Origin of the sequence: Caldimonas mangrovi (assembly GCF_023721835.1) — a bacterium.
Classification (GTDB): domain Bacteria; phylum Pseudomonadota; class Gammaproteobacteria; order Burkholderiales; family Burkholderiaceae_C; genus Caldimonas; species Caldimonas mangrovi.
In genome coordinates, this window is sequence record NZ_JAMKFE010000017.1 from 87,452 (window position 1) to 97,229 (window position 9,778).

General features: G+C 68.6%; 15 protein-coding genes. 8 read left to right on the plus strand and 7 right to left on the minus strand.

Features of this window, described 5'->3' with window-relative positions:
* Positions 1 to 88 precede the first annotated feature (88 nt).
* A complete protein-coding gene (locus M8A51_RS22225; RefSeq protein ID WP_251780731.1) occupies positions 89 to 844 on the plus strand; it encodes a M48 family metallopeptidase in 756 nt (251 codons plus the stop codon).
* 59 nt (positions 845 to 903) lie between these two features.
* Here the strand turns inward: M8A51_RS22225 and M8A51_RS22230 are convergent, their stop codons facing one another.
* The 3 genes from M8A51_RS22230 to M8A51_RS22240 form a co-directional block, all read right to left on the minus strand.
* On the minus strand, positions 904 to 1,341 hold the full coding sequence (locus M8A51_RS22230) for a hypothetical protein (protein ID WP_251780732.1): 438 nt from the start codon (positions 1,339 to 1,341) through the stop codon (positions 904 to 906).
* Entirely contained in the window at positions 1,338 to 1,760 is a 423-nt protein-coding gene (locus M8A51_RS22235; RefSeq protein WP_251780733.1) for a DUF6973 domain-containing protein, read from the minus strand. Before M8A51_RS22235 ends, M8A51_RS22230 begins: the two co-directional genes overlap by 4 nt.
* A 150-nt stretch (positions 1,761 to 1,910) precedes the next feature.
* Positions 1,911 to 2,051 (minus strand): hypothetical protein, encoded by a 141-nt coding sequence (locus M8A51_RS22240; RefSeq protein WP_251780734.1) that lies wholly within the window; start codon positions 2,049 to 2,051, stop codon positions 1,911 to 1,913.
* Positions 2,052 to 2,309: 258 nt separating this feature from the next.
* Here M8A51_RS22240 and minC point away from each other — a divergent pair, with 258 nt between their 5' ends.
* The 4 genes from minC to M8A51_RS22260 all read left to right on the plus strand — a co-directional run bounded on the left by minC (position 2,310) and on the right by M8A51_RS22260 (position 5,414).
* Complete coding sequence (minC, locus tag M8A51_RS22245) at positions 2,310 to 3,071, plus strand: septum site-determining protein MinC (protein WP_251780735.1); 762 nt, start codon at positions 2,310 to 2,312, stop codon at positions 3,069 to 3,071.
* Positions 3,072 to 3,116: 45 nt separating this feature from the next.
* A complete protein-coding gene (gene minD / locus M8A51_RS22250) occupies positions 3,117 to 3,938 on the plus strand; it encodes a septum site-determining protein MinD (RefSeq protein ID WP_251780736.1) in 822 nt (273 codons plus the stop codon).
* A gap of 4 nt (positions 3,939 to 3,942) precedes the next feature.
* Complete coding sequence (gene minE / locus M8A51_RS22255) at positions 3,943 to 4,200, plus strand: cell division topological specificity factor MinE (protein WP_251780737.1); 258 nt, start codon at positions 3,943 to 3,945, stop codon at positions 4,198 to 4,200.
* Between the two features lie 176 nt (positions 4,201 to 4,376).
* Positions 4,377 to 5,414, plus strand: a complete 1,038-nt coding sequence (locus M8A51_RS22260) for an STAS-like domain-containing protein (protein ID WP_251780738.1) — start codon at positions 4,377 to 4,379, stop codon at positions 5,412 to 5,414.
* Between the two features lie 7 nt (positions 5,415 to 5,421).
* Here M8A51_RS22260 and M8A51_RS22265 read toward each other — a convergent pair whose 3' ends face one another.
* Positions 5,422 to 5,859: a MarR family winged helix-turn-helix transcriptional regulator gene (locus M8A51_RS22265; protein ID WP_251780739.1), complete on the minus strand. Its 438-nt coding sequence runs from the start codon at positions 5,857 to 5,859 to the stop codon at positions 5,422 to 5,424.
* Positions 5,860 to 5,915: 56 nt separating this feature from the next.
* Here M8A51_RS22265 and M8A51_RS22270 point away from each other — a divergent pair, with 56 nt between their 5' ends.
* On the plus strand, positions 5,916 to 6,449 hold the full coding sequence (locus M8A51_RS22270; protein WP_251780740.1) for a thioesterase family protein: 534 nt from the start codon (positions 5,916 to 5,918) through the stop codon (positions 6,447 to 6,449).
* A 13-nt stretch (positions 6,450 to 6,462) separates the two neighbouring features.
* On the opposite strand, the gene M8A51_RS22275 is transcribed toward M8A51_RS22270, so the two are convergent.
* Complete coding sequence (locus M8A51_RS22275) at positions 6,463 to 7,704, minus strand: pyridoxal-phosphate-dependent aminotransferase family protein (RefSeq protein WP_251780741.1); 1,242 nt, start codon at positions 7,702 to 7,704, stop codon at positions 6,463 to 6,465.
* Between the two features lie 154 nt (positions 7,705 to 7,858).
* Here M8A51_RS22275 and M8A51_RS22280 point away from each other — a divergent pair, with 154 nt between their 5' ends.
* Together M8A51_RS22280 and M8A51_RS22285 are read left to right on the plus strand one after the other, a co-directional pair.
* A complete protein-coding gene (locus M8A51_RS22280) occupies positions 7,859 to 8,077 on the plus strand; it encodes a hypothetical protein (RefSeq protein ID WP_251780742.1) in 219 nt (72 codons plus the stop codon).
* A gap of 5 nt (positions 8,078 to 8,082) precedes the next feature.
* Positions 8,083 to 8,286, plus strand: a complete 204-nt coding sequence (locus M8A51_RS22285) for a DUF3606 domain-containing protein (RefSeq protein WP_251780743.1) — start codon at positions 8,083 to 8,085, stop codon at positions 8,284 to 8,286.
* On the opposite strand, the gene M8A51_RS22290 is transcribed toward M8A51_RS22285, so the two are convergent.
* Positions 8,268 to 8,594, minus strand: coding sequence for an H-NS family nucleoid-associated regulatory protein (locus M8A51_RS22290; RefSeq protein WP_251780744.1), 327 nt, complete (start codon positions 8,592 to 8,594; stop codon positions 8,268 to 8,270). The genes M8A51_RS22285 and M8A51_RS22290 overlap by 19 nt on opposite strands.
* Positions 8,595 to 8,728: 134 nt before the next feature.
* Entirely contained in the window at positions 8,729 to 9,736 is a 1,008-nt protein-coding gene (locus M8A51_RS22295; protein WP_251780745.1) for a Vgb family protein, read from the minus strand.
* Between the last annotated feature and the right edge of the window lie 42 nt (positions 9,737 to 9,778).

The window sequence follows — 9,778 nt, forward strand, 5'->3', positions numbered from 1 at the left end:
GGGAGCGGCCGCCCCGCATCCTGGGGGGGCAGCGCCCGCGTGCGGCTCCTAGAATTCCCTGCCTCAACAACACGCAGGGAAGGTCGACATGGATCGCCGCCGTACGCTCATCGCTCTCCCGGGCCTCGTGCTCGCTTCCGCCGCCGCGCCCAGCGCGCTGGCCTTCAAGCTCGACGGCATGCTGGGTGCCGCCAAGGACGCCGCCAAGGCCGCCACGCTGACCGACCAGGACGTGCAGGCCTATGCCGCGCAGATGGCGCAGCACGCCGACGCCGAAGCGAGGGTCGCGCCCGCCGGCGACAAGTACGCCAAGCGCCTGGTCAGCCTCACCGAAGGCCTGGGCGAAGAAAAGGGGCTGACGCTCAACTTCAAGGTCTACCTGACCGAAGAGATCAACGCTTTCGCGATGGCCGACGGCAGCATCCGCCTCTACAGCGGCCTGATGGAGGCGATGACCGACGACGAAGTGCGCTACGTCATCGGCCACGAGATCGGCCACGTCAAGAAGGGCCACTCGCGCAAGCGCATGCAGACGGCGCTGGCCACCAGCGCCACGCAGCAGGCAGCCGCCTCGTCGGGCGGCACGGTGGGCGCGCTGGCCGAGTCCGAGCTGGGCGACCTGATGGCCAAGGTGGTGCGCGCCCAGCACTCGCAGGGCAACGAGAAGGAAGCCGACGACTACGCCTTCGACTTCATGAAGCGCCGCAAGTACGACCGCATGGCCGCTGTCACCGCACTCGAGAAGCTCGACCAGATGTTCGGCGGCGGCCAGAAGACCGACTGGCTGTCGACCCACCCGGCGCCGAAGGAGCGTGCCGAGCGCATGCGCGCGAAGCTGGGCTGATTCCCGGCCCCTCGCGCATGGAGGCCCGCGCTGCCGGCAGGGTGCGCGGGCTGGTTGTTTCAGCAGTTCGCCCGCAGCGCAGGCCTGGGAGGCTGCCCCGTGCCGAGCACGAAGCAGTCGGTCCGGTAGAACGGCTGGCCGGCAATGGCCGACAGGTCGGCCGTGCCGCGCGGGAAGGCGAACACGGCGGCTGGCTGCTGTTGCGCGTCCCACAGCACCAGCATCACGACGTCGTCGCGCCCGTCGATGCCGATCGTCGAGACGCGCGCGTCACGCTTGAGCTTTTCCGGCAGGGACGGCTCGGGCGTGTAGGGGCCGAACACTTCGGCCCGCTGCCACGCCACGGCATCCAGCTCGCGCAGCACCACCACGCGGTCCGGCCGCGCCAGCGCCGTCTGCGCGAGTTGCGTCAGTTGCGCGGCGGCGCGCTCGTCGGGGGTGGGAGAGCAGGCCGTCAATGCGAGCGCAGCCGCCAGCCACGCGGCCGTCCGGCTCACGGCTTGAGCACCTTCAGGCGCCCGGACTGCAGGGCGTCGAAGCACAGGTTCGAGAGCACGCCGTCGGAGGCGTGCGGGTGGGCGGCCCCGATCTCTGAGCCGACGCTGTTGTTGTGCAAGTCCATGTCGCGCTCTCCCGCCGGATTGTTCGGGAAGCCTTCGTGGGCGGTGCTGAAGGCGATGGCGTTGCCCTTGCCGAGATCGCGCGCCAGCAGGGCATTCCAGTAGCAATGACGGAAAGCGTCGCCGGCACCGTTGTGCAGGCTGCCCTTGCCGAAGCGGCGAGCCGCTTCCTGCTGTGCGATCTTCGAGTTGCGCTCGATCGCGAACGCGTCCCACGGGTTGGCGAAAAGATAGTCCTTCTCGCCTTCGGTGAGCCGATCCCACCCGGCCATTTTTGATTCGAACCAACCGCTCATTCTCGTCCCTCGCAGCGACGAGCGGCGTCGTGCACCATGCCGGCCGCTCGCTGTGTTGTCGCGCTGCGAACCTTAAGCGCGGGGCACGGGCTTGGGAATCTTCAGGCTAGGGGCGTGGTGTCCCGTGTTGTAGGGACAGACGCGGCCGCGCTACTTCTTTTTCTTGCTGCGGTCGGGGACGACCGTGGTGATGGCGGCGTTCGGCGCGTCGGCCGAAATGGGCTTGGACGGCGCCGAGTCCTTCTTCGGTTTCTTCGCCTCCTTGTTGCTGCGCTGCTGACCCTTGGGCATGGTGTTCTCCTGGTGCGTGGCGCCCCCGTTGCGGGGTGCTGAAAAACCATGATCGTCGTTCGCGCCCGCCGCAAAGTCAACGGCCCGGGGCCGGGCCCGGCGATGCAACTGCTCGCCGGCCTTACGACCGGGTAACCGGCGGGCGGCTGGCGTTCGCAACGTGCCGCGGTGCACACTTGCCAGCGCCTGGCGCTGGCCGTTTGCGGCCTGCGCACGACGGCCCGGTAAACTTCGACCCTTTGAGTGACTGCCCACCCAATGGCCGCTGCCTCCCTGGGAACCGCCCCCGCGATCTTCGACCTGAAGAGCGCCACGCTGCCGCTGGTCGCAGTGGTGCTCAAGACCACCGACCTCGCCGCCCTGGCTGCCGAACTGGCCGCCCGGCTCGATGAGACGCCCGACTTTTTCAACCAGGACCCGGTGGTGGTCGACCTCACGCCGGTGCGCGACGATCCGACGACGGTCGACTTCGCCGCATTGCTCGAGCTGCTGCGCAAGTACCGCATGGTGCCGGTCGCCGCCAAGGGCGGCAGCTCCGAGCAGATGGAGGCCGCGCAGGCCGCCGGCCTGACCGAAGCGGTCGGTGCCACGGCGCCGGCCACGCCGGTGGTGATGGAGCCGCCGCCCCCGCCGGTGCTGTCGGAGGTGATCCGCGAGGTGCCGGTGCCCGTGCCGGCGGCGCCGGTCAGCGCGCTGATCGTCGACCGGCCGCTGCGCTCGGGCCAGCAGGTCTATGCGCGCGGCAGCGACCTGGTGGTGATGGCCGCGGTGAACTTCGGCGCCGAGGTCATCGCCGACGGCAACATCCATGTCTATGCACCGCTGCGCGGCCGGGCCATCGCCGGCGCGCGCGGCAACACCGAAGCACGCATCTTCACGCTGTGCCTCGAACCCGAACTCATCTCCATTGCGGGCACCTACCGCACCACCGAGACGGCGCTGCCGGCCGAAGTGCACGGCAAGCCGGCGCAGGTGCGGCTGGTGGGCGAAAAGCTCGTGATGGAACCGCTCAAGCCCTGAGAAGGGCGACCTCATTCATTGTTTTCACTCAAGGAACCGCAACAGATGGCCAAAATCATCGTGGTGACCTCCGGCAAGGGAGGGGTCGGCAAGACCACCACCAGCGCCAGCTTCGCCTCCGGCCTCGCACTGCGCGGCCACAAGACAGCGGTGATCGACTTCGACGTCGGGCTGCGCAATCTCGACCTGATCATGGGCTGCGAACGCCGAGTGGTGTACGACCTGATCAACGTCATCAACAACGAAGCCAACCTGAACCAGGCGCTGATCAAGGACAAGCACAGCGAGAACCTGTTCGTGCTGCCCGCCTCCCAAACGCGCGACAAGGAAGCGCTGACCAAGGAAGGCGTCGAGAAGGTGCTGATCGACCTGGCCGAGATGGGTTTCGAGTACATCGTCTGCGACTCGCCCGCCGGCATCGAGACCGGCGCCATGCTCGCGATGCACTTCGCCGACGAGGCGCTGATCGTCACCAACCCCGAAGTGTCCTCGGTGCGCGACTCCGACCGCATCCTCGGCATGCTGGGCTCCAAGACCAAGCGGGCGATCGACGGGCGCGAGCCGATCAAGGAGCACCTGCTGATCACGCGCTACAACCCCGCCCGCGTGCAGGACGGCCAGATGCTGTCGCTCGAAGACATCCAGGAGATCCTGCGCATCGAGCTGATCGGCGTGATCCCCGAATCCGAGACCGTGCTGCAGGCCTCGAACCAGGGTGTGCCGGCGATCCACCTGAAGGGCTCGGACGTGGCCGAGGCCTACCAGGACGTCATCGGCCGCTTCCTCGGCGAAGACCGACCGATGCGTTTCATCGACGCCGAGAAGCGCGGTTTCTTCAAGCGCCTGTTCGGCGGTGGCGGGAGGTGATTCAATGTCTTTCCTCTCCTTCCTGATCGGCGAAAAGAAGAAGTCCGCGAGCCTCGCCAAGGAACGGCTGCAGATCATCCTCGCGCACGAACGCTCCGGCCGCACCGGCGCCGACTACCTGCCGGCGCTGCAGCGCGAGCTGGTGGAGGTGATCTCCAAATACGTGTCGATCAACCCGAGCGACATCAAGGTGCACCTGGAGCGCCAGGAAAACCTGGAAGTGCTGGAGGTCAAGATCGAGCTGCCGGAGGCGGCGCGCTAGCGTCGCTGGACTTGGCGGCCGTCCCGGCGGCCGCCTTGCACGGCATCGTCTGCGCCGGCGCCCGTCAGGCCTGCCGCAAAGCTGCGAGTTGCACGGTGTTCCCCCCGCTGTTTGGCCGCTTGCGTCCATGCGGAGGTTGCACACTGACAGCATCACCGTCCTGACGGAGCCCTGCCATGCAGCGCCTGAACCGAGCCGACCTGAAGCGCTGGATTACCACCGGCGCTGCCCTGCATCCCCGTGACCTGGCCGCCGCCGTGGCGCAGCGCTACGGCGTGGGCCGCAGCACCGCGGCACGAGCGCTGCGCGAACTGATCGAGGCCGGCTGGCTGCAACGCGACGGACGTTCGCGCCCGCACTACCGCCCCGGCGTGCTGCGCGAGGTGACCGCCAGCTACGCATTGGCCGGCCTGAACGAACAGACGCCATGGGAACGCGATTTCGCGCCCTGCCTGCAGCTGCCGCCTCCGGCGCAGGCGCTGGCCCACCATGCCTACACGGAGTTGCTCAACAACGCCATCGACCACAGCGGCGGCGGTCGTGTGACGGTGTCGATGCGCTGCAACGGCACCCATCTGCACCTGCTGATTAGCGACGACGGCTGTGGCGTGTTCGAGCGCATCCGCTGTGCCTTCGGCATCGACGACCCGCGCCTCGCGCTGCTGGAGCTCAGCAAGGGCAAGCTGACGACGCAACCCGCGCGCCACACCGGCCGTGGGCTGTTCTTCACGTCGCGCCTGTTCGACGTGTTCGATCTGTACGCCAACGGCCTGACTTACCAGCACAGCCATTGGCAGCGCCGCGACTGGCTCAGCGCCGACCCGCTGCGCCGGCAGCCCGGTACCACCGTGTTCGCGTCGGTGTCGCTGAACACCAAGCGCTCGCTGGCCGAGGTCTACGAGGCGCATGCCGGCCACGGCGGCACGGTCGAGTTCGCACGCACCGTCGTGCCGCTGCGTCTGGCGCGGCTGGATGACGAGACGCTGGAGTCGCGCGCCCAGGCCAAGCGGCTTGCTGCGCGCTTCGAATCGTTCGAGACGGTCGAGCTCGACTTCGCCGAGATTCCGGCCATCGGTCAGGCCTTCGCCGACGAACTGTTCCGCGTGTTCCCGCTGCAGCACCCGGGAGTGGTGTTGAAGCCGGTCAACATGAATCCGGCGGTGGCCGGCGCGGTGAATGCCGCCTGCCTGCCCCACCCGGCGATGGCGGCCTGACGGCCGGCTACAACAGCTTTTCGAGCGCCGCGCTGACGCGCGCCATCACGGCCGCGACGTGGGCCATGTCTTCGGCCGACACCGGCGCGGTCATCGCCTGCACCACCTGGGCCTGCACGGCGCCGGTGCGCCGCGCCAACGCCTCGCCGGCACGCGTCAGGTAGAGCTGCTTCGCACGCGCGTCGCGCGGGTCGGGCTCGCGCCGCACCAGGCCGCGCTCTTCGAGCTGCGTCACCAGGGCGCTGATGTGGCTCTTGGCGCTGAAGCAGCGCGCGGCCAGCTCTTGTTGGGTGATGCCGGGCTTGCTCAGCAGGTTGACCAGGATCTCGTGTTCGCCCAGGCGCACGCCCAGTTCCGCCAGGCGCGTGCTCATCACGGCCTCGCACAAGTGGTAGGCGCGCACCACCGACAACCAGGTGCCCACGGGGCTGGGGGGAGTACTCATGAGGCTCGATCTTGCGCTTGCAAAAGGTTCGTTAACGAACTATTCAAGCGGCAGTCATGAACCTCTACCTGCGCCTGCTGTGGACGCTGTTGCGATCGTTGCGGCTGCCCGCCATCACCGTGGGCGAAACGCTGGAGCGCACCCTGCGCGTGCTGCCCAACGACCTCGACATCAACGGCCACATGAACAACGGCCGCTACATGACGGTGGTGGACCTGATGCTGATCGAGTATTTTGTGCGATCGGGCTTTGCCCGCGCCATGCTGCGGCAAGGCTGGCGGCCGATGGCTGGCGGCTCTTTCATCACCTACCGCAAGGGGCTCAAGCCGCTGCAGCGCTACCGGCTGCGCTTTCGGCAGGAAGGTGCCGACACGCACTGGAACTACATGCGCTTCGAATTCCTGCGCGAAGACGGCACGCTGTGCGCGGCCGGCTACATGAAAGGCGCGGCGGTGGCGCGCGAAGGGCCGGTGCCCAACGCTCGCTCGTACGCCACGCTGGGGTGGGCCTTCGAACCGGGCGATCTGCCCGAGCCGGTGCGCCACTGGCTGGCGGCCGAGGGCAGCGTGATGGCGGCGGCACGGGCGTGAGGCAATCGCCGCCTCACACCTCCCGTGCCCCCTGCAGGCAGTTCTCCAGCTCCGCCATTCCGGTCGGCAGGTCGACCTTCGCGCCCAGGTCGCGCATGGTCGAACCGAGCGCGTGCACGGTGCGGAACAGGTTGTGTGCGCGGCACTGCTCGCCCATCTGGCCGATGCGCACGATGGGCAGGCCGAAGGAGCCCGAGATCTCGACGTGGTAGCGGCTGGAGATGTGCGCGCACACCTGCGTGTTGGCAATGCCCGACGGCACCGTGATGCCGATCACCGAGTTGAGGCGCGCCTGCGGCGGCGTGTAGAGCGGCAGGCCCATCGCCTCGATGCTGCGTTGCAGCGCCAGTGAACAGCGCGCGTGCCGCTCGAAGCGCACCGGCAGCGTCTCGGCGCACACCAGGCGCAACGCCTCGTGCAAAGCCAGCACGCCTGAGACCGGCGCGGTGTAGTGGTAGCCGCCCTTGTGCCAGAAGTTCTCGGCCAGCCTGGCGTCCAGGCACCAGTGGGTATTGAGCGTCTGGCGGGCGTCGATGGCGGCCCAGGCGTCATTCGAGAAGGCGATCAGCGACACGCCTGGGATGGACGCCAGCCCTTTCTGGCCGCCGGTGATGACGGCGTCGATCTGCCAGGCGTCCATTTCCAGCGGCATGGTGCTGAGCGTGCACACGGCGTCGACGATGACCAGGCAGCCGCGGGCCTTGGCGGCTTTTGCGATGGCGGGCAGCTCGCGGTTGAACACGGTATTGGAGGTTTCGCCCTGCACGATGGTCAGGCAGCGCGGGCGGTGTTCGTCGAGCGCGCGCTCGATGTCGGCGGCCGATGCGGCGGTGTTGGCCGACACGTCGAAGTCGACCACCTCGGCACCCAGGCGGCGCGCCATCTCGCCCATCCGGCCGCTGAAGAAGCCGTTGCGCACGCACAGCACCTTGGTGCCGGGCTCCACCAGGTTGCAGATCGCCATTTCCATCGCGGCCGAGCCGGGGCCGGCCACGCCCAGCACCCAGTCGGAGCGGGTCTGGAACACGTAGCGCGCCATCTCCTTGACCTGCGAGATGATGGTCGACATGGTCGCGCCGAGATGGTTGATGACGACCGAGTTGGCGCGTGCGACGGCATCGGGTATCGGCACCGGCCCGGCGCCCATCATCAGCAGCGGGTCGTCAGGCAGGATGTCGGCGAGCGGCCGCACCTGGGGCGCGCTGGGGTAGCGGGAGAGTTCGGCCACCGTGTGGGGCAGGTCGTGCGGTTTCATGGGGCGGGTTCGCGTAGGCGGGGCGCTCAAGGTAGCACAGCTTCGGTGCACCGTGTGGTGCTGCACCGACAGCGCTGTCGGTGCATGGCTGACGGCCTGTGGCCCCGGTGTGTGGCGCAATGAAGTCATGACCCATGGCTGTCAAGGAGCCTGCATGCACTACCTCGTCGACAAGGAAGAATTCCTCCAGGCGCTGCGCGAACTCGAGGACGAGCTGTCCATCGAAACCCTGGACACCGGCAACCTGCTGAGCCACTGCTGGCGCTGCCTCGGATGCGACACCGAGTACACCTCGTTCGAGATGATTCCCGCGCCGATGGCCTGCCGCTGCGGCGAGCTGCAGATGGTGCCGGTGATCCCGACGCTGCATTGAGCGCGATGGAGCACTCTACACCCCAGCCGGAACGCCCGGTCGGCCTGATCGATACGTCCGACGAAGCTGCCATGCGGCACTGGGCGGAGAAGCTGTCAGTCAGCGTGCCCACGCTGCGCCAGGCGGTGGAACGGGCGGGCACTGACCCTCAGCGGGTCGGCGAATATCTGCTGCGCCAGCGTACCGACGATCACCGCGTCGGCGGCTGAACCTCGTCGGCCGTGCTCGGCTCCTCGACGATGCGGAGCTCTTCGACCGTATAGCCTTCCTGCAGCAGTGCGCGTCGCAGCCAGTCGGGCTGGGAGCCGGCGCCGTCCCAGGTGTCGCCTGAAACGGGATGGCGGTAGCGCGGCGGCAGCGGCACCGGCTCGGCCGGCGGGGCCGCCGGCTGGCGGGCGGCATAGGCGATGTCTTCGGGCTTGATCTGCCAGAACTCCATCAGAAAGCGGATGCGGCGGCGGGCCGCTTCTTTCTCGGCCTCGAAACCTGGGTCCGCTTCGGTGTCCGGATGGTTCATGGAAATCTGTCGCGTAAGGGTCGGAACGACCCCTCAAGCATAGACGTTTTGGCTGCCCGGCCGCTCGGCCTTCGCGGGCAGACGCCGCGCTTGCCGCGCCAGACGGCGTGCGTCAGCGCGTTTTTCTGCGCACTTCAGGCGGCGCGTATCACCGAGATGTATTCCGTGCCGCTCTCGGGCAGCCACACCTCGCCGGGCCGGCCGAGGATCTGCCGCACGCCGGCGGCCTCGCGGGGAAAGGTGAAACTCTCGAAGCGCTCGCTGCTCGGGTCGAAGCGCACCACGCTGTTGGCTGCGAAGTCGCTGGCCCAGACGATGTCACGCTCGTCGACGTACACCGCATAGCAGCGCGGCGCGGCGCCGGGCAGTTTCCAGGCACGCCAGGCCTGCGCCGGAGTCGCCGCCTTCGGATCGTGCACCGAAAGCTGCCCGCTGTTCCATTCGCTGACCCAGATGCGGCCGCGGCTGTCGCTCCACACGCGGCGTGCGCCTTGCTGCGGCGTGGGCGGCTCGACGACCGTGCTCTCGCCGGTGCGGCGATCGAGGCGCGCGATGAAAGAGCCGGCCAGCGAGCACCACCACACCTCGCCGGCCGGTGTGCTGCAGATGCCATACGGGCCGCGTCCGCGCGGCGACGGCCGCACCGTGACGGCACCGCTGCGCACCGCAAGTTTGCCGACGTAGCCGCTCTGCCCGGTGAACCACAGGTCGCCGTCGCCATCGAATGCGCAGGTGTTGAGGTTGGCGTAGGGCGTTCCTTCCGGCATCGGGTAGACGCGCACCTCGCGTCCGGGCCAGCCGACACGCACGATCGCGTTGAGCCCGCCGTCGGTGAGCCAGGCGGCGCCGTCCGGGCCCTGGATCACGCCGTGAGGGGCGCTGCCGGCGCCCAGCGGCACCCGTTCCACCTTGCCGGTCCGGGGGTCGAACCAGCCGAGGTGCCCACTGCGCTGCGCGCTGAACCACACGCCGCCGTCGGGCGCGGGCGCGACGTCGTGTATGCCCGTGCGCTGCGGCACGTTCAGCGGCCATGACCGCAGATGGCCGTGGTGCGCCTGCGCGAGCGCCGCGCCGGGCCAGGAGTTCGCAAGTCCCCACCCCGCGAGCGCGGTCAGCATGGAGCGGCGGGCAAAGTCCGGCATCGTGTCCTCCGGGCGGCGGTCGTGACGACCAGGCAGTCTACG

Excerpts from the sequence above, each read along its gene's own strand:
- M8A51_RS22225 (WP_251780731.1), top strand. The coding sequence starts at position 89 with ATGGATCGCCGCCGTACGCTCATCGCTCTCCCGGGCCTCGTGCTCGCT.
- M8A51_RS22235 (WP_251780733.1), bottom strand. The coding sequence starts at position 1,760 with ATGAGCGGTTGGTTCGAATCAAAAATGGCCGGGTGGGATCGGCTCACC.
- M8A51_RS22240 (WP_251780734.1), bottom strand. The coding sequence starts at position 2,051 with ATGCCCAAGGGTCAGCAGCGCAGCAACAAGGAGGCGAAGAAACCGAAG.
- minC (WP_251780735.1), top strand. The coding sequence starts at position 2,310 with ATGGCCGCTGCCTCCCTGGGAACCGCCCCCGCGATCTTCGACCTGAAG.
- minD (WP_251780736.1), top strand. The coding sequence starts at position 3,117 with ATGGCCAAAATCATCGTGGTGACCTCCGGCAAGGGAGGGGTCGGCAAG.
- minE (WP_251780737.1), top strand. The coding sequence starts at position 3,943 with ATGTCTTTCCTCTCCTTCCTGATCGGCGAAAAGAAGAAGTCCGCGAGC.
- M8A51_RS22260 (WP_251780738.1), top strand. The coding sequence starts at position 4,377 with ATGCAGCGCCTGAACCGAGCCGACCTGAAGCGCTGGATTACCACCGGC.
- M8A51_RS22265 (WP_251780739.1), bottom strand. The coding sequence starts at position 5,859 with ATGAGTACTCCCCCCAGCCCCGTGGGCACCTGGTTGTCGGTGGTGCGC.
- M8A51_RS22270 (WP_251780740.1), top strand. The coding sequence starts at position 5,916 with ATGAACCTCTACCTGCGCCTGCTGTGGACGCTGTTGCGATCGTTGCGG.
- M8A51_RS22275 (WP_251780741.1), bottom strand. The coding sequence starts at position 7,704 with ATGAAACCGCACGACCTGCCCCACACGGTGGCCGAACTCTCCCGCTAC.
- M8A51_RS22280 (WP_251780742.1), top strand. The coding sequence starts at position 7,859 with ATGCACTACCTCGTCGACAAGGAAGAATTCCTCCAGGCGCTGCGCGAA.
- M8A51_RS22285 (WP_251780743.1), top strand. The coding sequence starts at position 8,083 with ATGGAGCACTCTACACCCCAGCCGGAACGCCCGGTCGGCCTGATCGAT.
- M8A51_RS22290 (WP_251780744.1), bottom strand. The coding sequence starts at position 8,594 with ATGAACCATCCGGACACCGAAGCGGACCCAGGTTTCGAGGCCGAGAAA.
- M8A51_RS22295 (WP_251780745.1), bottom strand. The coding sequence starts at position 9,736 with ATGCCGGACTTTGCCCGCCGCTCCATGCTGACCGCGCTCGCGGGGTGG.